This window comes from Micromonospora sp. NPDC005254, from assembly GCF_042872525.1.
Classification (GTDB): Bacteria; Actinomycetota; Actinomycetes; order Mycobacteriales; family Micromonosporaceae; genus Micromonospora.
Genome location: NZ_JBIAKM010000003.1, coordinates 398,697 through 420,321 on the forward strand (window position 1 = coordinate 398,697; position 21,625 = coordinate 420,321).

17 protein-coding genes are annotated in these 21,625 nt (G+C 73.5%); 9 read left to right on the top strand and 8 right to left on the bottom strand.

The genetic code is table 11. From position 1 onward, the window contains the following. Nucleotides 1-157: 157 nt before the first annotated feature. Entirely contained in the window at nt 158-1,030 is an 873-nt protein-coding gene (locus ACFYPR_RS11555) for an aldo/keto reductase (protein ID WP_354862534.1), read from the bottom strand. 213 nt (nt 1,031-1,243) lie between these two features. Here ACFYPR_RS11555 and ACFYPR_RS11560 point away from each other — a divergent pair, with 213 nt between their 5' ends. Next, complete coding sequence (locus ACFYPR_RS11560; RefSeq protein WP_387259699.1) at nt 1,244-5,320, top strand: CHAT domain-containing protein; 4,077 nt, start codon at nt 1,244-1,246, stop codon at nt 5,318-5,320. 180 nt (nt 5,321-5,500) lie between these two features. Here the strand turns inward: ACFYPR_RS11560 and ACFYPR_RS11565 are convergent, their stop codons facing one another. Together ACFYPR_RS11565 and ACFYPR_RS11570 are read right to left on the bottom strand one after the other, a co-directional pair. Continuing rightward, the gene (locus tag ACFYPR_RS11565; protein ID WP_387186195.1) at nt 5,501-6,013 is read right to left on the bottom strand and encodes a hypothetical protein; all 513 of its coding nucleotides are present in this window, start codon (nt 6,011-6,013) and stop codon (nt 5,501-5,503) included. Further along, complete coding sequence (locus ACFYPR_RS11570; RefSeq protein WP_355068174.1) at nt 6,010-6,324, bottom strand: hypothetical protein; 315 nt, start codon at nt 6,322-6,324, stop codon at nt 6,010-6,012. The genes ACFYPR_RS11565 and ACFYPR_RS11570 overlap by 4 nt, the downstream gene beginning before the upstream one ends. A gap of 298 nt (nt 6,325-6,622) precedes the next feature. Here ACFYPR_RS11570 and ACFYPR_RS11575 point away from each other — a divergent pair, with 298 nt between their 5' ends. The 4 genes from ACFYPR_RS11575 (at nt 6,623) to ACFYPR_RS11590 (ending at nt 11,031) form a co-directional block, all read left to right on the top strand. Then, on the top strand, nt 6,623-6,988 hold the full coding sequence (locus tag ACFYPR_RS11575; protein WP_354862527.1) for a YciI family protein: 366 nt from the start codon (nt 6,623-6,625) through the stop codon (nt 6,986-6,988). Nucleotides 6,989-7,119: 131 nt separating this feature from the next. Then, nucleotides 7,120-8,502, top strand: coding sequence for an FAD-binding oxidoreductase (locus ACFYPR_RS11580; protein WP_387186192.1), 1,383 nt, complete (start codon nt 7,120-7,122; stop codon nt 8,500-8,502). Between the two features lie 199 nt (nt 8,503-8,701). After that, complete coding sequence (pyk, locus tag ACFYPR_RS11585; RefSeq protein WP_354862523.1) at nt 8,702-10,150, top strand: pyruvate kinase; 1,449 nt, start codon at nt 8,702-8,704, stop codon at nt 10,148-10,150. After that, nucleotides 10,147-11,031: an acyl-CoA thioesterase II gene (locus ACFYPR_RS11590; protein ID WP_354862521.1), complete on the top strand. Its 885-nt coding sequence runs from the start codon at nt 10,147-10,149 to the stop codon at nt 11,029-11,031. The genes pyk and ACFYPR_RS11590 overlap by 4 nt, the downstream gene beginning before the upstream one ends. A 76-nt stretch (nt 11,032-11,107) precedes the next feature. Here ACFYPR_RS11590 and ACFYPR_RS11595 read toward each other — a convergent pair whose 3' ends face one another. Beyond that, entirely contained in the window at nt 11,108-11,770 is a 663-nt protein-coding gene (locus ACFYPR_RS11595; RefSeq protein WP_354863371.1) for a YceI family protein, read from the bottom strand. A gap of 234 nt (nt 11,771-12,004) precedes the next feature. Here ACFYPR_RS11595 and ACFYPR_RS11600 point away from each other — a divergent pair, with 234 nt between their 5' ends. After that, nucleotides 12,005-12,469, top strand: coding sequence for an Rrf2 family transcriptional regulator (locus ACFYPR_RS11600; protein WP_238647043.1), 465 nt, complete (start codon nt 12,005-12,007; stop codon nt 12,467-12,469). Between the two features lie 464 nt (nt 12,470-12,933). After that, a complete protein-coding gene (locus ACFYPR_RS11605) occupies nt 12,934-13,926 on the top strand; it encodes a sulfite exporter TauE/SafE family protein (RefSeq protein WP_387259702.1) in 993 nt (330 codons plus the stop codon). Between the two features lie 14 nt (nt 13,927-13,940). On the opposite strand, the gene ACFYPR_RS11610 is transcribed toward ACFYPR_RS11605, so the two are convergent. Then, on the bottom strand, nt 13,941-15,380 hold the full coding sequence (locus tag ACFYPR_RS11610; protein WP_387259704.1) for a pyridoxal-dependent decarboxylase: 1,440 nt from the start codon (nt 15,378-15,380) through the stop codon (nt 13,941-13,943). A gap of 250 nt (nt 15,381-15,630) precedes the next feature. On the opposite strand from ACFYPR_RS11610, the gene ACFYPR_RS11615 reads away from it, so the two are divergent. Further along, nucleotides 15,631-17,931, top strand: a complete 2,301-nt coding sequence (locus tag ACFYPR_RS11615) for a cellulose binding domain-containing protein (protein ID WP_387259707.1) — start codon at nt 15,631-15,633, stop codon at nt 17,929-17,931. A gap of 199 nt (nt 17,932-18,130) precedes the next feature. On the opposite strand, the gene ACFYPR_RS11620 is transcribed toward ACFYPR_RS11615, so the two are convergent. Both ACFYPR_RS11620 and ACFYPR_RS11625 read right to left on the bottom strand, forming a co-directional pair. Continuing rightward, nucleotides 18,131-19,141 carry an LLM class flavin-dependent oxidoreductase gene (locus ACFYPR_RS11620; RefSeq protein ID WP_387259709.1) on the bottom strand — a complete coding sequence of 337 codons (1,011 nt, stop codon included), beginning with the start codon at nt 19,139-19,141 and terminating at the stop codon, nt 18,131-18,133. 45 nt (nt 19,142-19,186) lie between these two features. Further along, on the bottom strand, nt 19,187-19,666 hold the full coding sequence (locus ACFYPR_RS11625; RefSeq protein ID WP_354861434.1) for an Lrp/AsnC family transcriptional regulator: 480 nt from the start codon (nt 19,664-19,666) through the stop codon (nt 19,187-19,189). A gap of 83 nt (nt 19,667-19,749) precedes the next feature. On the opposite strand from ACFYPR_RS11625, the gene ACFYPR_RS11630 reads away from it, so the two are divergent. Beyond that, nucleotides 19,750-20,928, top strand: a complete 1,179-nt coding sequence (locus tag ACFYPR_RS11630; protein ID WP_363935973.1) for an aminotransferase class I/II-fold pyridoxal phosphate-dependent enzyme — start codon at nt 19,750-19,752, stop codon at nt 20,926-20,928. On the opposite strand, the gene ACFYPR_RS11635 is transcribed toward ACFYPR_RS11630, so the two are convergent. Continuing rightward, a complete protein-coding gene (locus ACFYPR_RS11635) occupies nt 20,929-21,579 on the bottom strand; it encodes an NAD-dependent epimerase/dehydratase family protein (RefSeq protein ID WP_387259712.1) in 651 nt (216 codons plus the stop codon). Nucleotides 21,580-21,625 lie beyond the last annotated feature (46 nt).

The window sequence follows — 21,625 nt, forward strand, 5'->3', positions numbered from 1 at the left end:
CCCCGCTAACCCCGCGTGGGGGCGGCGCGTTCCGCGCGCGCGGGGGGCCCGGCCCCCCCCCCCCCCGGTGGGGGGGGGGGGCGGCCCCCCCCGCCCCCCCCCCCCACGGCCTCGCTCAGCTCGCCTCGCTCAGCTCGCCTCGCTCAGCTCGCCTTGGTCAGCTCGCCTTGGTCAGCGCCTCGAACTCGTCGTCGGTGAGCCGCACGTCGGCCGCGGCCACGTTCTCCTCCAGGTGCGCCACCGAGGACGTGCCGGGGATCGGCAGCATCACCGGCGAGCGGCGCAGCAGCCAGGCCAGCGCGAGCTGCGCGGGCGTCGCGCCGTGCTCGGTGGAGATCGCGTCCAGCGGGCCGCCCGGCCGGGCCAGCTCGCCGGTGGCGATCGGGAACCACGGGATGAACGCGAGGTCGTTGCGCTCGCAGTACTCCAGGACGTCCTCGGCGCTGCGGTTGGCGAGGTTGTAGAGGTTCTGCACCGAGGCGATCGTGGTGATCGCGCGGGCCTGCTCAATCTGCTCGACGCTCACCTCGGACAGCCCGATGTGGCGGATCTTGCCCTCCTGCTGCAACAGGGCCAGCTCACCCAACTGGTCGGCCAGCGGCACCTGCGGGTCGATCCGGTGCAGCTGGTAGAGCGGGATGCTGTCCAGACCCAGGTGACGCAGGCTCAGCTCACACTGCTGACGCAGGTACTCCGGCCGGCCCACCGGACGCCAGTCGCCCGGGCCGGAGCGGGTCAACCCGGCCTTGGTCGCGATGACCAGGTCGTCGGCGTACGGGTGCAGAGCCTCGCGGATCAGCAGCTCGGACACGAACGGGCCGTACGAGTCGGCGGTGTCGATGAACGTCACGCCCAGCTCGACCGCCCGGCGCAGCACCCGCAGCGCCTCGGCCGGGTCCTTCGGATCACCCCACACACCCGGCCCGGTGATCTGCATCGCCCCGTAACCGAGCCGGTTGACCGTGACGTCGCCCCCGATCCGGTACGTACCGGACGCCTTCGCGGGCTGCTTGCTGATGTCGGTGGCCATACGCGCATCCCCAATCGTCTTCGTCGCGGCGGGCAAGACAGACAACCCACCACCTCGTGATCATCCCCCGGGAGCCGGCCATCATGCCGCCGCTCGCCCGATTGTGTGCGCCGACACGGCAGCATGCGATCACTGTCGTCCTGCCGCTAGCGCCCGTCCTGTCCGGTCTGCTACGCCTGATCCGAGTCGGTGCGGCCGGCCGGGGGAGGCGCGATGTGGCGACGGTTCAGACCCGACCCGGTCGGTCGGCTGCGGGAGCGGCTGGACCGCTTCGACACCACCCGCGACCACCGGGCGGTCCTCGACTCCGGCGCGTTCCGCGACGCCGAGGCCGTCGTCGACCTGGTGACCGCGACGCCCACGGACGGGCCGCTGCCCGAGCGGGTCGCCGAGGGTGTGTTCCTCCTGGCCTGCCTGCACTGGTACCGATACCAACTGCTGCCCCCGGGCGAGGACGCCGACGACCTCGGCCAGGCGCTCGGGCTCACCCAGTTCCTGCTGCGCTGCGCCCCGCAGCGGGTGTCGCCGGCAATGCTGGCCCTGCTGCACGCGCACCGACCGCCAAGCGGCGGCGGCCCACACGCCGACGCGCCGCCGACCCGGTCCGGCCCGCGGTCGGCCGGGTCGGGTGCCGACGCCGCCGGCGCCCGCTACGTCGAGGCCGTCATGCTGATGGCCGCCGCGGAGACCAGCCGCGACTACCGGGCGGCCGACCGGGCCGAATCGCTGCTGCGCCAGGCCCTCGACGGTACGCCGGCCGGTGCGCCGGAGCGGCTGCACTACCTGTCCGCCCTCGGCAGGGTCCACCGTGACCAGTTCCAGCACCTCGGCCGACGAAGGGCCCTCCCGGCGGCCGTGACGGCGCACCGGGAGAGCCTGGAGGCCACCGGCCTCGGGGACCCGGAACGTCCCGTGCGGCTGTTCAACCTCGGCAACGTCCTGGGCGACACGTACGAGGTCGACCGCGACCCGGCCGCGCTGGACGAGTCGATCACGGTGCTGCGCGACGCGGTCCGGGCCGCCGCGACGGGCACGCCGGTGCGCACGATGGCGCGGATGAACCTCGGCCAGCGGCTGCGCGACCGGTGGCGGCTGCACCGGCGCCCGGGTGACCTCGACGAGGCGATCGACGCCTTCGCCGGGGCTCGGGGCAGTGCCGATCCCCGGGTCGCCGCGCTGCACGGCGCGGCGCTCGCCGAGCGGTTCCTGCGCGACCGGACGCCCGCCGACCGGGACTCCGCGATCGAGGCGTACCGGTCGGCGCTGACCGGGTTCGGCGGGCTCGACCCGGAGCTGGCCGGCACCGCGCAGGTCGGGCTCGCCACCCTGCTCGCGGACCGGCACCAGGCCGTCGCCGATCCGGTCGACCTCGACGCGGCGATCGACGCGTACCGGGCCGCCGCCGGTTCCGGAGCGACACCCGGCGGGACGGATCGCGAGGAGCTGCGCCACGCCATGGCCGGTCTGCTGGCGACACGGTACGAGTTGCGGCAGCGGGCCGACGACGTCACCGAGGCGGTACGGGTGCTGCGCCCCGGCGTGGCCGCCGCCCGGGACTCCGGCCAACGGGCGCGTCGGCTCGCCGACCTCGGCTACGCGCTCGCGCTCGGCCACGCCGACCTCGGCGGGGTGAGCGCGCTGCGCGCCGCACGGGACGCGCTGACCGAGGCGGAACGCCTGCTTCCCCGTACCGACCCGCTGCGTCACCACGTGCTCAACAACCTCGGCAACACCCTGCGCGAACTCTCCGACCTGGCCGGAGAGCCGGCGCTGCTGGAGCCGGCCGCGGTCGCGCTGCGCTCGGCCGTGGCCGCCGCCGGGCCGGACGCCGCGTCCCTGCCCCGGTACCGCTCGAACCTGGGCCTGGTGCTGCAGGCGCTGTTCGCCTCGACCCAGGACCTGGCGACCCTGACCGAGGCGATCCAGGTGCTGGCGCAGGTGATCGACACGACGCCACCCGGGCACCCGGACCGGTTGCCGGCGCTGACCAACTACGGGGCCGCCCTGAACCGCCGGGTCGAACTCTTCCTCGACGGCGCGCTGCCCGCCGGCGGCGAGCCCGCCGATCAGGTCGCGGCCGGCGTCGCCCGGGACTCCGACGCCGCGGTGGCCGCCCTGCGCGAGGCCGCCCAGCTGGCCGAACAGGAGGCCACCCCCAGCGAGTACGCCCAGACGCTCGGCACCCACGCGCTGGCCCACCTGCTGCGGCACCGCCTGCACGGCGACCTGCCGGCGCTCGACACGGCGATTCGACTGCTCCGGCGACTGAGCGAGCGACAGTCGCTCGGCGCGGACCGCTACCGGATCCTCACCAACCTCGCCAACGCCCTGCTGCTGCGCTACCGCGCCGGTCACGCCGATGCCACCGCCACCGCGATGCTGGCCGCGTACCGTGCAGCGGTCGACGAGCTGACCCCCGAGCACCCGGCGCGCACCATGTGTCTGAGCAATCTCGCCACCGCCCTGGAGGCGGTGGCCGACGCCGCCACCTCCGACCCCGGCTCCGCCGCGACGGCGACCGCCGGTGTGGGCGGCTCCGCCGCGCTCGCCGAGGCGGCGGCCGCGCTGCGCGCCGCCGCCGACGTCGAGTCCGCCCCGTCGCTGTTGCGGGCGGTGGCCGCCAGCAGGTACGCGGCGCACGTCGCCCAGGCCGGCGACCTTCCGGCCGCGCTCGACGGGTACGCCACCGCGATCGAGCTGATCGATCTGGTGGCCTGGCACGGCATGGACCCCGACGACCAGACCCGCCTGCTCGGGCGTTTCCCCGGGCTGGCCAGCGACGCCGCGGCGGTCGCCGTCGCCCTCGACAACCCGGAGCGCGCGGTCGAGCTGCTGGAGTACGGCCGCGGGGTCCTGCTCACCCGCGCCCACGACGCGGGCGCCGACCTGGCCGCGCTGCGCGCGCAGGCCCCCCGGCTGGCCGCCCGCCTCGCCGAACTCCAGGACGCCCTCGACGACTTCCCCGCGCCGGCCGGGGTGGCATCGGCGGCTGGGCTGACAGCGACCGCCGGACCGACCCCGGAGCAGCGGTACGACCTCGCCACCCGCCGTCGCCAGCTGCTGACCGAGATCCGCGACCGGCCCGGCTTCGCCGACTTCCTCCGTCCACCGCCCTTCGACGAGCTGGCCCGGGCCGCCGCCGACGGTCCGGTGGTGCTGGTCAACGTGGCTGCCCGGCGCTGCGACGCGCTGGTCGTCGCCAAGGGCCGGGTCAGCGTGGTGCCGCTGCCGGAGCTGACCCTGGACGAGCTGGTCGTCCGGACGGCGAGCTTCCTGGCCGCGATCGCGGTGCTCACCGGGCCGGCGGCGCCGGACGTCCCGCAGCCGCAGGTGCAGCGTCGTCGATCGGCGGCCCGCGCCGAGGTCGCCCAGACACTGGACTGGCTGTGGCGGGTCGTCGCCGCACCCGTACTCGACTGGCCTCTCCCCGCCCCGCCGTCGGCGGACGCCGAACCGTCCACCCCGCCGTCGGCGGACGCCGAACCGCCCGCCGTGCCGTGGTCCGGCGTGGGCGGGTCGGTGGGGGAGTGGCCTCGGTTGTGGTGGTGTCCCACCGGGGTGCTCACCCTGCTGCCGCTGCACGCGGCCGGTCCGATCGAGGGTGGCGACGGGGTGCTGGACCGGGTGGTCCCGTCGTACACGGCGTCGCTGCGGGCGCTGGCGCACGCGCGCCGGGGCGTCCCGGCCCGGCCCGAACCGGTCGACTCGGCGGTGTTCGTCGGCATGCCCCAGACGCCCGGCCTCGCCGACCTGCCCGGCGTCGCGCGGGAGGAGGCGATCGTCCGTCAGCACGTGCCGCGGGTCCGCTCACTGCTCGGCCCGGTGGCCACCCCGGCGGCCGTGCTCGGCGCCCTGCCCGACCAGCCGGTCGCCCACCTGTCCTGTCACGGCACGCAGGACCTGCGCGCCCCGGCCTGGGGTCGTCTGGAGCTGGCCGGCGGCGCGCTGCACGTTCGGGACCTGTGGCGGCCGGCCGGCAACCCGGCGGCGCTGGCGGTGCTCTCGGCCTGCGAGACGGTACGCGGCGGGGCGGCCCTGCCCGACGAGGCGCTCACGCTCGGTACGGCCTTTCAACTGGTCGGCTTCCGGCACGTCATCGGCGCGCTGTGGTCCATCTCGGACACGCTGACCGTGCGGCTCTGCAAGGACCTCTACGACGGATTGTCAGTGCCCGGAGGGATCGCGCCGGACCGCGCGGCCGTGGCCCTGCACGCGGCGGTCCGCCACCTCCGCGATGACCTGCCGGATCACCCGGACACCTGGGCCGGCTACGCCCACCTCGGCCCCTGACGGCCGCCCGACCTGCTCGATGGCGTCCGCGCAGGCGCACGCCGCGCTCGACGGGCGGGCTCGGGGCGACACGCGGGCAGGGTGGCGACTGCGGATGCCGTGCCGCTGACCGCCGAAGCGCTGCCCGCCGACCCATCCGCCGCCGGACCGCCAGGCCCGGGGCGCTGGGCAGACCGCGCGCTAGCGAGTCGACGCCGGGGAGCTGATGGCCGGGGAGCTGACGGCCGGGGAGGCGGGGCGGGCGGGGGCGTACCAGGTCACGCCGACGGCCGCGACCAGCAACGCGGTGCAGAGCAGCACCAGCCCCACTCCGGTCCGCAGGGACCGGACCGCCGCCAGGGCCTCCAGGTGGTCGCCGAGCGGGGCCGGCGGCAGAGCCGCCACCGGGGTCACCGTCAACCGGCCGTGCGCCGCGCGGAGCAGCGCGAGCGCCCCGGCCACGCCCGCGGCCAGCGCGGCGAGCAGCAGGACCCCGACCAGCGCGCCCCAGCCCGCCGCGAGCGTGGTCACGTCGGTGCGACCCCGGATCAGGCTGAACCCGACCAGCGCCACCAGCAGGCCACCCAGCCCGTTGCGCCAGGCCACCGCCGCCGCGCGGACGCGCTCCAGCTCGCCGCGCAGCAGGCCGGCCAGCTGCTGCGCGCGGTGCAGGTCGGCGACGGTCGCGGGCGGCCCCGGGCGAAGCCGGATCACGCCTCGACCTCCAGCCACAGCGTCCAGTACGCCCCACAGCCGCGCATCCCGGCGGGACGCCCCGGGTGCTCGGCCTCGCACTCGCACAGCAGCGTCCGGTAACCGGGATCCGGGGCCCCGGCGTCCTTGCGGTACACCTCGTCGACGAGCGTCGTGGTGCTCGGGTGGCCGCACCGGGGGCACCGCCCACTGAGCACCACCGCGAACTCGAATTCCTGCGGCCGGAAGCCCGCCGCGGCCTGCGTGGCGTACGCCTCGTCGGTCACCTCGGCGTACGACAGTGGGCTCGACACCGGCTCGTCGTCGCGCATCCCGACCTCCCACCACCGACACCCGGACCGTCCACCGTAGTCGGTGTCGGCACCCGCGCCGACCGACGTGCCGGGTCGCCGCCGGCCGGGGATTCCGGCAGGCGGGGCGGCGGACTGCCGCCCGGCCACGCCACCACCGACCGTGGCCGTGGCACCGTCGACCCGTGGACTGACCGGGGGGCAGTTGCGCGGAGCGACCGGTACCGCCGTCGTCGGCGTGCGACGCTGGGCGCGTGCCGGTGACGCCGGCTCGGGCGGCCGGGCCGGTGCGTGCCGGCGCGACGGCGGAGGGAGCACCATGGCGGGAGTGCCGCAGGTCGACTTCGCGCTCGACACGTACGAGTGCATCGTGATCTATCCCGGCGCGGCCGGACGGGCCCTGCCCCCGGAGACCGTGCAGCGGTTGCAGGCCGAGCACACCGAGCACATGCAGGCGTTGCAGCGCAGCGGAATCATCCTGGTCGCGGGCTCGGTGGACGGCCCGGCCCGTACGCCGGAGCCGCCGATCGGCTTCGGGCTGGCCCGCACCGGCAGCGTCGACGACGTGCGCAGCGTGCTGGAGGCCGACCCCGCGGTGCAGGCCGGCCTCTACCGGGTGGACGTGTTGACCTTCCTCTGCCCGGCCGGCTCGTTGGAGTTTCCGCTGGTCAAGGCCCAGAGCTGACGGTCGGTCCAGCGACAGGTGTCGTGATGGTGACGGCGTTGCGGCGTCCGCCGGTGCTACGGTCGCGCGCACCGAGGATCGCGGTCGGGGCGCACCCGGCGTCATCGGCCGGGCCCGGTCGAGGAGACGCCATGAGCTCCGCCGCCACCCCCGATGTCGCGTCCGCCGCCGCGCGGCTGCGTGCCCTGCTCGGTGACCGCGTCCACGAGCCGGGCGAACCCGGGTTCGACACCGCCACCCGCCTGTGGAACGCCGCCGTCGACCGTACGCCCGCCCTGGTCGCCCACTGCCTGGACGCCGACGAGGTGGCCGCGGCGATCCGTGTCGCCGCCCGGTGTCACCTGCCGGTGTCGGTCCGCTCCGGCGGGCACGACTGGGCCGGCCGGGCATTGCGCGACGGTGGCCTGGTTCTCGACCTGACCGGCCTGCGTACCGTCCGGGTCGATCCGGACCGGGGCACGGTGACGGTGGCCGGCGGTGCCAGCGCCGCCGACCTGCTCGCCGCCGCCGCCCCGTACGACCTGGTGGTGCCCACGGGTGTGGTCCGCGACGTGGGCATGGCCGGGCTGACCCTGGCCGGCGGGTACGGCCCGCTCTGCGGGCGGTTCGGCCTGGCCCTGGACAACCTGCTCGGCGCGGAGGTCGTCCTCGCCGACGGTCGTCGGGTCACCGCCGACCCACGCCACGACGCGGAGTTGTACTGGGCGCTGCGCGGCGGCGGTGGCAACGTCGGCGTGGTCACCGAGCTGCGGTACCGGGCGCACCCGCTGCCCGCCGTGCTCGCTGGCATGATCATGTTCGCGCTGGCCGAGGCGCCGGCCGTGCTGCGCGGCTACGCGGCGCTGCTCGCCGACGCCCCGGACGAGTTGACCGTCATGGCCGGGTTCCTGCCCGGCCCGGCCGGCGAACCGGTGGTCTTCGTGTGCCCCTTCTACAGCGGCCCGGACCTGGACGCCGGCCGCCCGTGGCTGGACCGGCTGCGGGCGCTGGGCACCCCGTTGGTCGACCAGGTCGACCCGCTGCCGTACGCGGACGCGTTGCGGATGTTCGACGGCGGGATGGTCGACGGAAACCACTACCTGCTGCGTACCCGCTGGCTGCCACCGCTCGCCGACGGCGCGGTGGACGCGCTGGTCGACGCCGCCCGGCAGGTCACTTCGCCGTTCTCCGCGCTGGCCCTGCACCACTTCCACGGCGCGGCCACCCGGGTCCGGCTCGGCGACACGGCGTTCGGTCTGCGCGCCGAGCACCTGCTGACCGAGATCATCGCGGTGTGGGCGCCCGGCGGGGAGGCCGCACCGCACCTCGCGTGGGCCGAGCAGACGTCGGCGGCGCTCGCCCCGCTCGCCCTGCCCGGGGGCTATCCGAACCTGCTCGCCCCGACCGAGACCGAACGGGTCCGGCTGGCGTACGGCGCGAACTGGTCGCGTCTGCGCCGGGCCAAGCGGCACTACGACCCTCGTGACCTGCTCACCGCCGTGCCCACGCTGCCCCCGTCGGAGCACCCGGAGTGAGCGTGCGCCGGGAGCGCCCCGACACCGCCCGCCGCGACAGGCGTACGATTCCCGGCGCGCGGTCGCCGTTGCCCGTCGCCACAACGTTCCCGGTGCGGCTCCGCCCGCCGGTCCGACGCGCACCGCGCGTTGTTGGACACCTGTTCCGCTGCCTGCAAGGGGTCGGCCCCGAGTCCGACCTGAAGGAGAGACTAGCCTGATGGGCGTGACACGCCGCGCGAAGATCGTCTGCACTCTTGGTCCCGCCACCTCGTCCCCGGAGCGCATCCGGGGCCTCGTCGAGGCCGGTATGAACGTGGCGAGGCTCAACTTCAGCCACGGCAGCCACGCCGACCACGAGGCGGTCTACCGACTGGTCCGGGAGGCGTCCGAGGCGTCCGGCAAGCCGGTAGCCGTCCTCGCCGACCTGCAGGGGCCCAAGATCCGGCTGGGCCGGTTCGCCGACGGCCCGCACGAGTGGCGCACCGGCGACTCCGTCGTGATCACCGGTGACGACATCCTCGGCAGCAAGGAGCGGGTCTCCTGCACCTACCGCAAGCTGCCGCAGGAGGTGAAGCCCGGTGACCGCCTGCTGATCGACGACGGTCGGGTCGCCGTGGAGGTCACCGACGTCACCGGCAACGACATCCGCTGCCTGGTCACCGAGGGCGGCCCGGTCTCCAACAACAAGGGCGTGTCGCTGCCCAACGTGGCGGTCAGCGTGCCCGCCATGTCGGACAAGGACGCCGAGGACCTGCGCTTCTCCCTGGGGCTCGGCGTCGACCTGGTCGCGCTGTCCTTCGTGCGCTCGGCCGAGGACATCAAGCTCGTCCACAACATCATGGCCGAGGAGGGCGTGTTCCGGCCGGTGCTGGCCAAGGTCGAGAAGCCGGAGGCCGTGGATCACCTGGAGGCCATCGTGCTGGCCTTCGACGGCGTCATGGTCGCCCGTGGCGACCTCGGCGTGGAGATGCCGCTGGACGAGGTCCCGCTGGTGCAGAAGCGGGCCGTGCAGCTGTGCCGGGAGAACGCCAAGCCGGTCATCGTGGCCACCCAGATGCTCGACTCCATGATCGAGAATTCCCGCCCCACCCGGGCGGAGGCCTCCGACGTGGCCAACGCGGTGCTCGACGGCGCGGACGCGGTGATGCTCTCCGGCGAGACCAGCGTCGGCAAGTATCCGGTGCTCACCGTCAGCACCATGGCCAAGATCGTGACGACCACCGAGGCCGGCTCGATCGGCGTGCCGCGGTTGCAGCACGACCCGCGTACCCACGGCGGCGCGCTCACCGTGGCCGCCTCGTCGATCGCCCGGGCCATCAACGCCAAGGCGCTGGTCGCCTTCTCGCAGACCGGCGACACCGTCCGGCGGCTCTCCCGCCTGCACTGCGACCTGCCGCTGCTGGCGTTCACCCCGGTCCCCGAGGTGCGTGACCAGCTCGCCCTGACCTGGGGCGTGGAGACCTTCCTCATGCCGTTCGTGCAGCACACCGACGACATGTTCCGCCAGGTCGACCAGGCGCTGCTCGGCCTCGACCGGGCCAACCCGGGTGACTACGTGGTGATCGTGGCGGGCAGCCCGCCCGGCACCCCCGGCTCGACCAACACTCTGCGCGTCCACCAGCTCGGCTCGCTAGTCGACGCGGCGTCGGCGCGGGCGCTGCAGTGAGCGACGGTCGGGTCGCGGTCGGCCAGGCAGCGGTCGACCAGCTGCTGGAAGTGCTGGACCTCGACCCGACCGGGGAGATGACCTTCCGGGGGATGAGCCCCCCGGTCGGCCCACAACGGGTGTACGGCGGCCAGGTTGCCGGTCAGGCGCTGGTCGCCGCCGGCCGCACGGTGGACCCGGAGCGGTTCGTGCACTCGCTGCACGGCTACTTCGTCCGCCCCGGCGACCCGGTCGAGCCGATCGAGTACCAGGTGGAGAACATCCGCGACGGCCGGTCCTTCTCGGTGCGCCGGGCGGTCGCCCTCCAGCACGACAAGCCGATCTTCTTCATGTCGGCGTCGTTCCAGCGGGCCGAGGAGGGGTTGGACCACCAGGCCCCCGCGCCGCCGGACGTACCTGCCCCGCAGGACGTGCCGACGATGTCCGACCGGCTCTCCCGCTACCCGGAGCGTCTGGGCATCTGGGGGCAGATCCCCCGCCCGATCGACGTGCGCTACGTGGGGGAGCCCGGCTGGGTCCGCCCCGGCGACCGGCCGGCCGACCCGCACCAGCGGGTCTGGATGCGCATCGACGGCAAGCTGCCCGACGACCCGCTGCTGCACGCGTGCGCGCTCACGTACGCCTCGGATCTCACCCTGCTCGACTCGGTGCTCTCCGTGCACGGTGAGGTGTGGGGGCCGGGCGGTGTGGTCGGCGCGAGCCTGGACCACGCGCTGTGGTTCCACCGGCCGTTCCGCGCCGACGAGTGGTTCCTCTACGACTGCTGGAGCCCGTCGGCGTCCGGCGCGCGAGGGCTGGCCACCGGCCGGATGTTCACCACCGACGGCCGGCAGATCGCCAGCGCCGTGCAGGAGGGTCTGCTGCGCCGCGTCGGCGCCTGATTCGTCGGCGCCTGATTCGTCGGCGCCTGATCCGCCGGCCCTCGGGCCGTCGGCCCCCCTCGGGCCGTCGGCCCGGTCACGCCGCGTGGATGGCCTCGCCGGCGATTTCGATCTGCACGGTCTTCCCGACCAGAACGCCGCCGCTCTCCAGCGCGACATTCCAGAGCAGGCCGTAGTCCTCCCGGTTGATCTCGGCGGTCGCGCTGAATCCGAAGATGTTCTGCCCGTACGGATCACGACGGGCGCCGCCGAAATTCACCTGAAGGTCCACCGCGCGAGTGATCCCCTTTACCGTCAACTCGCCGGTGAGCACAAATCGATTGGGCTCGGACTGCGGCGGGGGATTGTGACTTCTGCCTCGTCCGCCGAATCGGTGGTTTCGCAGGCGTGCCCAGTGGAAAATCGGGTCCTCGTCGCTCTGCCAGTTAATGCCCGTGCTTCGATATTCGAGCGTGGGATAACGCTCCACGTCGAGGAAGTCGGCGCTTTTCAGGTGGGTGTCCCGGTCGACGCTCCCGGTGGAGATGCTCGCCGCCGCGATGGTGGCGGTCACGCTGGAGCGCAGCGGATCCTCCGCCAGGAAGATCTCCGCGCTCGCCTCGGCGAACTCGCCGCGGACCGGGCTCACCATCATGTGGCGGGACAGGAAACCGATCCGCTTGTGCGCCTGATCGAGGCGATAGGTGCCGGCGATCGGGATGGTCATGCCATCCCAGGTGCGTGTGGCGACATCGGTCATCGTGTTGCCTTCCCCCCGGGTGGAGCCGGGTGTTTATCAATGTCCTGCCGAGCCCCCGTAACCGGTCCGGCAGTAATACCGCCCGCCCAGCATAAGGACGCGCCGAATCAGCATTCCGGGCCCCACCGGCTAGTGGATCACGGCGTCCGACGTTATTGGCTAATCGTCGATGCGTGACCGATCGGCCGAGGGTCGCCGACCCGGCCGGATGACCTGCGGGCTAACCTTGCCGGCATGCGTCTCTCCGCCCGGGTCGACTACGCCCTCCGCGCGGCCGCCGAGCTCGCCGCGACGGCCAGTGGCCCCGGGCGGGGCCGGCCGGTCACCGCCGACCAGATCGCGCGTGCGCAGGAGATCCCGCCGAAGTTCCTGGAGAGCATCCTGCTGCAACTGCGTCGGGGTGGCATCGTGCACGCCCAGCGCGGCCCGGAGGGCGGCTACTGGTTGGCCCGCCCGGCCGAGGAGATCTCCCTCGCGGAGGTGATCCGGGTGATCGACGGGCCGCTCGCGCACGTCCGGGGGCAGCGCCCCGAACAGCTCGGCTACCACGGCCCGGCCCGTGCCCTGCAGGAGGTCTGGATCGCGCTGCGCGCCAGCGAGCGGGAGATCCTCGAACTGGTCAGCGTCGCCGACGTGGCCGCCGGCACGTTGCCGGCCCGCGTCACCGAGCTGGTCGCCGACCCGCGCGCCTGGATCTGAGTTGGCAGCGGGCACTCTGCCCGCCCCGCGTCACCGAGCTGGTCGCCGGCGCGCGCGCCTGGATCTGAGTTGGCAGCCGGCGCGTTGCCGGCCCGCGTCACCGAGCTGGTCGCCGGCCCGCGCGCCTGGATCTGAGCGCCGGCCGATGCCCGGCCTGATACCCGCTGCGACGCCGCGGCGCGGCTTCCGCGAGATCTTGGACAGTTTCCGTCCGCGCCGAACGGAAACTGTCCAAGATCTTGCCGTGGTGGAGGAGCGTGCGCGGTCGCGACGCCCCGCGGGGGCGCGTCCGGGCGGTTGGTCTGCGGGAATGCGTCGCATTGCCGGGGTACGGCGCGTGGCGGTCCGGCCCGGCCGCGCCTCGCGGTGGCGTCCCACCCCCCGGTCGAGGGCTTGACCCGGGCAGCCTCGTGCCGCATTGTCGACCAAGTTGATAGGAGATACCGAAAAGTCAGGGGGCGCTCGTGCGCAAGCTGCTGGTCCTCGCTCTGGTCGGGCTCGTCGCGCAGTTGATCGATGGTTCGCTCGGTATGGCGTACGGGTTGACCTCGTCCACGTTGCTGCTGGTCGTCGGGGTCGCTCCCGCTGCCGCATCGGCGTCGGTGCACCTGGCCGAGATCGGCACCACGCTCGCGGCCGGGGTCGCGCACTGGCGGTTCGGCAACGTCGACTGGCGGGTGGTGACCCGCATCGCCCTGCCGGGCGCGATCGGCGCGTTCGCCGGGGCCACCCTGCTCAGCTCGATCTCCACCGAGTCGGCCGCGCCGTGGATGGCCGCCATCCTCTTCACTTTGGGTGCGTACCTGCTGCTGCGCTTCGCCCGACCGCTGAGTACCGGCCGGGTCGGCGGACGGCTGCGCGGACGCTTCCTCGGCCCCCTGGGCCTGGTCGCCGGCTTCGTCGACGCGACCGGCGGTGGCGGGTGGGGCCCGGTCGCCACCCCGGCGCTGCTGGTCTCCGGTCGGATGGAGCCCCGCAAGGTGATCGGCTCGGTCGACACCGCCGAGTTCGTCGTGGCCGGCGCCGCTAGCGTCGGTTTCCTGATCGGGCTGGGCACGGAGGGGTTCCTTCTCCCCACCGTCGTGGCCCTGCTGATCGGCGGGCTCATCGCCGCCCCGCTGGCCGCCTGGCTGGTGCGCATCGTGCCCGCCCAACTGCTGGGCGCGGCGGTCGGTGGCGTGATCGTGCTGACCAACGCCCGCACCCTGATCCGGTCCGCCGAGCTGGACGGCCCGCTCCGCCCCACCCTGTACGCCCTGCTGGCCGCCGCTTGGCTGACCGCGCTGGTCTTCGCCGTGCGGGCCCTGCGCCGCGCCCGCCGCGCCCGCGCCACCGTCGCCGCCCCGACCGTCGCTCCCGCCGCCCCGAGCGTCGCTCCCGCCGCCCCGGCCGTCGCTTCCGCCGCCGACGTGGTGCCGGCGGATCTGGCCACAACGGGTACGCCCAGCCCGCGCTGACCGGCGGGCGAGGGTCAGCGGGTGGGGAGGTCGTCGGCCGCGCCGGCGAGCAACGTCCACGCCTCGTCGACGTGTGCCTCGGTGGTCTGCGGTGCGCCGACGGCCAGCCGCAGCGTGTAGCGGCCGGCCACGCGGGTGTGGGTCAGGTGTGCCCGCCCGGTGCCGTTGACCCGGGCCAGCAGCTCGGCGTTGGTGTCGTCGTCGGCGCGCAGCCGGAAGCAGACCAGCGAGAACGGGTGCGCCGCGGCCAGCTCGAACCGGTCGTCCGCGCGGACCCGGTCGGCGAACCGGGCGGCCAGCGCCACGCCGGAGCGGATGTGCGCCCGCAGCCCCTCGGCGCCGTACCAGCGCAGCACGAACCACAGCTTCAGGGCCCGGAAGCGGCGGCCCAGGGGCACCTGCCAGTCCCGGTAGTCGATCACCGCCCCGGATTCGGAGGCGGCGTTGCGCAGGAACTCCGGGAGCACGGTCAGCGCTTCGATCAGTTCGGCGCGGTCGGCCACCCAGAACGCGTCGCAGTCGAAGCCGGTGAGCAGCCACTTGTGCGGGTCGAAACAGTAGGAGTCCGCGTACTCCAGACCGGCGTGCGACCAGCGCAGCTCGGGGCAGACGGCGGCGGCGCCCGCGTACGCCGCGTCCACGTGCAGCCAGATCCCGTACTCGGCGCAGATCGCCCCGATCTCGGGCAGCGGATCGACGGCGGTGGTGGAGGTGGTGCCGATGGTGGCGACCACGATGGCGGGTACGTCCCCGGCGGCCAGGTCCGCCTCGATCGCGGCCCGCAGCGCGTCGGGGCGCAGCGCCTGGGTGTCCGGGTCCACGTCGATCGACCGGATCCCGTCGCCGCCCAACCCGGCGATCCGCACGGCCTTCTCGATCGAGGAGTGCCCGTGCACGGAGGTGTACGCGCGATAGCGCCGGTCGATTCCGGTGACGCGCCAGCGACCCGCGCTGGCGCGGTGCAGCGCGGCGAGGGTGGCCACCAGGGTCGCCGAGGAGGCCGAGTCCTGGATGACGCCGCCACCGGCGCCGGTCGACCGGAAGCGTTGCGGCAGGTCGAGCAGCTGGGCCAGCCAGTCCATCATGACCGTCTCCAGCTCGGTGCAGGCCGGGCTGCTGGCCCACAGCATGCCCTGCACGCCGAGGCCCGAACTGACCAGGTCGCCGAGCAGACTCGGGCCGGAGGTGTTCGCGGGGAAGTAACCGAAGAAGCTCGGGTGCTGCCAGTGGGTCAGCCCCGGTAGGACGATCGCGTCCAGATCGGCGAGGACCGCCTCGACCGGCTCGCCGCCGGTGGTGGGCGGCACGCTCGGCAGGGCCTTGGCCACCGTCCCGGGTGGGTCGGCCGGGGCGACCGGCCGCTGGTGCAGCGTCGTCCAGTAGTCGGCGATCCAGTCGACGACGGCGTGGCCGGCGCGGCGGAACTCGTCCGGGTCCATGTGCGGGGCGCTCACCCGTACGAGTTGATCAGGCATCCCACCGCGGGGCAAGAGCACACGGTTCACGGCGGGGTGTGACATCCGTCGATATTGCGGAGCGGAAAGCGCTTGCCTTACGATGCGGCTGAGCCGGATCCGCGAGTTCCAGGGCGTTTCACCCCGACCAGATCGCCGTTCGTCGCCGCGGCGGCGGGCCGTTCACCGTGCTTCCCGGGCAGGGCAGGTGGACCACAGCGGTCATCACCGGATCCTCCGGAGGCAGTTCATGCACCCGTCCAGACAACGGCTGATCCTGCTGGCCGCGTCGACGGCCACCGCCGTCGTGGCCGGCGCCGTCGGCACGGTCGTCGCCTCGGCCGCCGCCGTCGGCTGTCGCGTCGACTACCAGGTCACCAACCAGTGGCAGGGCGGCTTCGGCGCCAACGTCACCATCACCAACCTCGGCGAGGAGGTCAACGGCTGGGCCCTCACCTGGTCGTACGCCGCCGGCCAGCAGGTCACCCAGGCGTGGAACGCCACCGTCACCCAGTCCGGCGCCCAGGTGACCGCGCGCAACGTCGACTACAACGGCGCCCTCGCCACCAACGGCACCGCCTCGTTCGGGTTCAACGCCTCGTGGACGAGCAGCAACCCGGTGCCGGCCAGCTTCGCGCTCAACGGCGTCACCTGCACCGGGGCGCCGGCCACCGACGGCCCGACCACCCCGCCCCCGACCACCCCACCGCCCACGACGCCACCGCCCACGACGCCACCGCCCACCACGCCGCCGCCGACCACTGCGCCGCCGACGACGCCGCCACCCACCACGCCTGGAGCCGGGGCGAAGCAGATGGAGAACCTGGACCGAGGGTTGATCAGCGTCCGCTCCGGCAGCGGCAACCTGCTGTCCTGGCGGCTGCTCGGCACCGAGACCTCCGGCGTGACGTTCAACCTCTACCGGGGCTCGACCAGGGTCAACGCCAGCCCGATCACCGGCGCCACCAGCTACCTCGACAGCGGCGCGGCGGCCGGGTCGGCGTACACCGTGCGGGCCGTGGTGGGCGGCGCCGAGCAGGCGGCGTCCGCGCCCGCCCTGCAGTTCGCCAACGGCTACCTGGACGTGCCGTTGCAGGTGCCGGCCGGCGGGACCACCCCCAGCGGGGAGAGCTACACCTACAGCGCCAACGACGCCTCCGTCGGCGACCTCAACGGCGACGGCACCTACGAGATCGTGCTCAAGTGGGATCCGTCGAACGCCAAGGACAACTCCCAGTCCGGCTACACCGGCAACGTCTACGTCGACGCGTACACCCTGACCGGCACCCGGTTGTGGCGGATCGACCTGGGCCGCAACATCCGCGCCGGCGCCCACTACACCCAGTTCCAGGTGTACGACTACGACGGCGACGGCCACGCCGAGGTGGCCATGAAGACCGCCGACGGCACCCGCTCCGGCACCGGCCAGCTCATCGGCTCGTCGTCGGCGGACTACCGCAACTCCAGCGGCTACGTGCTCTCCGGCCCGGAGTACCTGACCATGTTCAACGGTCAGACCGGCGCGATCGCATCCACCGTGAACTACGACCCGCCGCGCGGCACCGTGTCGTCCTGGGGCGACTCGTACGGCAACCGGGTGGACCGGTTCCTCGCCGGCACCGCCTACCTGGACGGGCAGCGTCCCTCGCTGATCATGGCCCGGGGCTACTACACCCGGGCGGTCATCGCGGCGTGGGACTTCCGCAACGGCACGCTGACCAAGCGCTGGACGTTCGACTCGAACGCCTCCGGCAACGGCGCCGCCGCGGGTCAGGGCAACCACCAGCTCTCCGTGGCCGACGTCGACGCCGACGGCCGCCAGGAGATCGTCTACGGCGCCGCCACGATCGACGACAACGGTCGGTTGCTCTACTCGACGGGCAACGGGCACGGCGACGCCCTGCACGTCGGGGACCTCGACCCGGGCCGCGCCGGCCTGGAGGTGTTCAAGGTCGACGAGGACGCGAGCAAGCCCAGCTCCTGGTTCGCGGACGCCCGTACCGGTCAGATCCTGTGGTCCACGCCGGCTTCCGGCGACAACGGCCGGGGTGTCTCCGCGGACATCTGGGCGGGCAGCCCCGGCGCGGAGTCGTGGTCGGCGGCCGTGTCCGGCCTGGCCAACACGCGCGGGCAGAACGTCGGGCGCAAGCCGTCGTCGACGAACTTCCTCGCCTGGTGGGACGGCGACCCGGTCCGCGAGCTGCTGGACGGCACGAAGATCGACAAGTACGGCACCAGCGGCGAGACCCGGCTGCTCACCGGCGATGAGGTGGCGTCCAACAACGGCACCAAGTCCACGCCGGCGCTCTCCGGCGACATCCTCGGCGACTGGCGCGAGGAGGTGATCTGGCGAACCACCGACAGCCGGGCGCTGCGCATCTACAGCACGCCCACTCCGACCAGCATCCGGATCCACACCCTGATGCACGATCCGCAGTACCGCGTGGCGATCGCGTGGCAGAACACCGCCTACAACCAGCCGCCACACCCGGGGTTCTTCATCGGCGACGGAATGGCCAGCCCACCCACCCCGAACATCTACCTACGCTGATCTGACCCTGGCGGTCCTGATCGGGTTCGCCTAGGGTGGCAGGCACCGGGCCGCAGCCGCGGAATCCGCACAGCTCCGGCCCGGTGCTCCACACCGCGGCATTCCCGACCCGTCCCGACCGGGAATGCCGTACCACCACCGGCACCAACATTAGGCACCGTCCGGGTCGCGGGGGTGACGCTGACGTGAAGATCGTGTTTCACGCGTCCCGGCGCAGACCCCCCGCCACCTGCTCGGCGATCAACTCGTACGACCGCACCCGGTCGGCGACGTCGTAGACCAGCGTGGTGAGCATCAGCTCGTCCGCGCCGGTGCGCTCCTGCAACTCGGTCAACTGCCGGCGCACCGTCTCCGGCGAGCCCTGCGCCTGACCGTCACGGCGCTGCAGCACGAACTCCCGCTCCATCTCGGTGTACGGGTACGCCGCCGCCTCGTCGGGCGTCGACAGCGGCTCCGGTCGGCCGGAGCGCAGCTTCAGAAACGACAGCGCGCTCGGTCCGGCCAGCCACTCGGCCCGCTCGTCGGTCTCGGCGCAGACCGCGTTGACGGCCACCATCGCGTACGGCTTGTCCAGCCACTGCGACGGTCGGAAGTTCTGCCGGTACAGCGCCAGCGCCGGCAGCGTGTTCGCCGAGCTGAAGTGGTGCGCGAAGGAGAACGGCAGACCCAGCAGGCCGGCCAGCTGGGCGCTGAAGCCGCTGGAGCCGAGCAGCCAGACGGCCGGCTGCTCACCCCGACCCGGGGTGGCGATGATCTGCCCCGGCTTCTCCCCGCTGAAGTAGTTCATCAGGTCCGCCAGCTCACGCGGGAAACCCTCCGCCGACAGGCCCTCCATGGTGCGCCGCAACGCCAGCGCGGTCACCTGGTCGGTGCCCGGGGCCCGCCCGATGCCCAGGTCGATCCGACCGGGGTGTAGCGCCTCCAGGGTGCCGAACTGCTCGGCCACCACCAGCGGCGCGTGGTTGGGCAGCATCACCCCGCCCGAGCCGAGGCGGATCGTCGACGTGTTCGCCGCCAGGTGCGCCAGCAGGACCGCCGGCGCGGAGCTGGCGATCGCCGGCATGTTGTGGTGCTCGGCCACCCAGAACCGGTGGTAGCCCAGCTCCTCGGTGCGTCGGGCCAGCTCGGTGGTGGCCTGCAGGGCCGCTCCGGCGGTGGTCCCGCGAGCGACCGGGGCAAGATCAAGAACAGACAACGGTACGGTGATCACACGCAGTGCCAACTCCCTGGCCTGCCCATTCATTCCGGCTGCCGCTCACCCCACCCCGCGGGCCTGCTCGAAGATCAGGCTGGTCTGCGTGTGCTGCACCACCGGATCGACCGCGAGATGATCCAGCACGAAGTCCCGCAGCGCGTCACCCGACGCCGCCCGCACGTGCAGCACGTAATCCTCCGCGCCGGCCACGTGGAACACCGACACCACCCCGGGCAGGCGCACCGACCGGGCCCGGAACGCGTCCACCGCCGCCCGCTCGTGCGCGGTCAACCGCACCGACACCAACGCCTGCAACGGCAGACCCAGCGCGGCCGGATCCACCTCCGCGTGGAAACCCCGGATCGCCCCGCGCTCGCGCAACGCCCGCGTCCGTGTCAGGCACGTCGACGGCGCCACTCCCACCCGCTCGGCGAGCGCGTTGTTCGGCAACCGGCCGTCCGCCGCCAACTCGGCGAGGATCGCGCGGTCCACCTCGTCCAGGGCCGGATACGGCCGCACTTCGTTCGGCTCAGGGGGCATCCGAGCATCCTCCACCGAATATCCCGACGAAACCAGCCCTCATCTCAGAATTATTCACCAAACCATTGCCATCTCGGCACCGGATGTTCGACGCTACCGCCATGACGACGGTGGACACCCGGGCCGTACACGCCGGCCGCGACGACCTGCGCACGCTCGGCGTGCACGTGCCACCGATCGACCTCTCCACCACCAACCCACTGCCCTCGGTCGACGACGGCGGCAACGCCTACGAACAACTCGCCACCGGCGGCACCCTCCCCGCCGACGGCAGCGCCGTCTACCAGCGGCTCTGGAACCCCACCGTCGCCCGCTTCGAGACGGCCCTCGCCGAACTGGAGGGCACCGCCCAGGCCGTCGCCTTCGCCAGCGGCATGGCCGCCCTCACCGCCACCCTGCTCGCCGCCACCCGCGACGGCCACCGCCACATCGTCGCCGTCCGACCCCTCTACGGCGGCACCGACCACGTCCTCGCCACCGGCCTGCTCGGCACCACCGTCACCTGGGCCCACCCCGACCAGGTCGCCGCCGCCATCCGCCCCGACACCGCGCTGGTCGTCATCGAGACGCCCGCCAACCCCACCCTCGACCTCGTCGACATCGCCGCCCTCGCCACCGCCGCCGGCGACGTACCCCTGCTCGTCGACAACACCGTCGCCACCCCCGTGCTCCAGCAACCCGCCCGGCACGGCGCCACCCTCGTCCTGCACAGCGCCACCAAGAGCATCGGCGGGCACGGCGACGTCCTCGCCGGCGTCGTCGCCTGCGACGCCGACTGGGCCGTCCGACTGCGCCAGGTCCGCGCCGTCACCGGCGCGATCCTGCACCCCCTCGGCGGCTACCTCCTGCACCGCGGCCTGCAGACCCTGCCGCTGCGGGTCCGCGCCCAACAGGCCACCGCCGAGAAACTCGCCGGCTGGCTCGCCGACCACCAGGGGATACACCGGGTGCACCACCCCTCGGTGTACGACCCGGCGGCGCTGGTCGGACGCCAGATGGCCGGACCCGGCAGCCTGCTCGCCTTCGAGGTACGCGGCGGCGCGCCCGCCGCCGCCACCGTCGCCGCCGCCTGCCGGCTGATCACCCACGCCGTGTCCCTCGGCGGCGTGGACACCCTCATCCAGCACCCCGCGTCGCTCACCCACCGGCCCGTCGAGGGCGACGCGAAGCCCGACGGCGCGCTGCTGCGCCTCTCCGTCGGCCTGGAGGACCCCGACGACCTGCGCGCCGACCTCGCCCAGGCGCTCGACACGATCGCCTGATCAGCGCAGCTCGCGGTTGCCCAGCACCCGGGTCGGTGCGCCCTCCCGCGCCACCCGCAGCATCGCCCGACCGATCCCGTCCGTGGTGGTGACCTGGTTGGGGAAGAGGCGCCGCAACAGCGGGAACAGCGGACGGGTGACCGCGTACCCCAACCGGTACCACCGCGTCTTCGACACCGCCCCGTGCGTCGGCTGGATGAAACCCGGTCGCGCCGCGTACCCGTTGGGCAGCAGATCGATGATCGCGTTCTCGGCACGGCCCTTGACCCGCGCCCACATCACCCGACCCTGTTCGGTCGAGTCGGTGCCGACGCCCGAGACGTAGACGAACGTGACCCGCGGGCTCACCTCGGCCAGTAACCGGGCCGCGGCGAGGGGATAGTCGTAGCTGATCCGGGTGTACGCCGCCTCGTCCAGACCCAGCGACGAGACGCCCAGGCAGTAGAAGCAGGCGTCGACGCCGGTCAGCTCCGCGCGTACCGTCTCCAGGTCACCCACGTCGGGGACCGTCAGCTCCCGCAGCTTCGGATCCTGCCGACCGGTCGGCCTCCGGCCGACGGCGAGCACCTCCCGCACGTCCTCGGCGAGCAGACACTCCCGCAGCACGCCCTGGCCGACCATCCCGGTCGCACCGAAAATGACCACCCGCATCAGAACCCGCCCTCTGTCGTCGACCCCCGCACAGGCTCCCACGCAC

Coding starts and splice junctions, on each gene's coding strand:
- ACFYPR_RS11555 (WP_354862534.1), bottom strand. CDS start 1,030: ATGGCCACCGACATCAGCAAGCAGCCCGCGAAGGCGTCCGGTACGTAC.
- ACFYPR_RS11560 (WP_387259699.1), top strand. CDS start 1,244: ATGTGGCGACGGTTCAGACCCGACCCGGTCGGTCGGCTGCGGGAGCGG.
- ACFYPR_RS11570 (WP_355068174.1), bottom strand. CDS start 6,324: ATGCGCGACGACGAGCCGGTGTCGAGCCCACTGTCGTACGCCGAGGTG.
- ACFYPR_RS11575 (WP_354862527.1), top strand. CDS start 6,623: ATGGCGGGAGTGCCGCAGGTCGACTTCGCGCTCGACACGTACGAGTGC.
- ACFYPR_RS11580 (WP_387186192.1), top strand. CDS start 7,120: ATGAGCTCCGCCGCCACCCCCGATGTCGCGTCCGCCGCCGCGCGGCTG.
- pyk (WP_354862523.1), top strand. CDS start 8,702: ATGGGCGTGACACGCCGCGCGAAGATCGTCTGCACTCTTGGTCCCGCC.
- ACFYPR_RS11595 (WP_354863371.1), bottom strand. CDS start 11,770: ATGACCGATGTCGCCACACGCACCTGGGATGGCATGACCATCCCGATC.
- ACFYPR_RS11600 (WP_238647043.1), top strand. CDS start 12,005: ATGCGTCTCTCCGCCCGGGTCGACTACGCCCTCCGCGCGGCCGCCGAG.
- ACFYPR_RS11615 (WP_387259707.1), top strand. CDS start 15,631: ATGCACCCGTCCAGACAACGGCTGATCCTGCTGGCCGCGTCGACGGCC.
- ACFYPR_RS11625 (WP_354861434.1), bottom strand. CDS start 19,666: ATGCCCCCTGAGCCGAACGAAGTGCGGCCGTATCCGGCCCTGGACGAG.
- ACFYPR_RS11630 (WP_363935973.1), top strand. CDS start 19,750: ATGTTCGACGCTACCGCCATGACGACGGTGGACACCCGGGCCGTACAC.
- ACFYPR_RS11635 (WP_387259712.1), bottom strand. CDS start 21,579: ATGCGGGTGGTCATTTTCGGTGCGACCGGGATGGTCGGCCAGGGCGTG.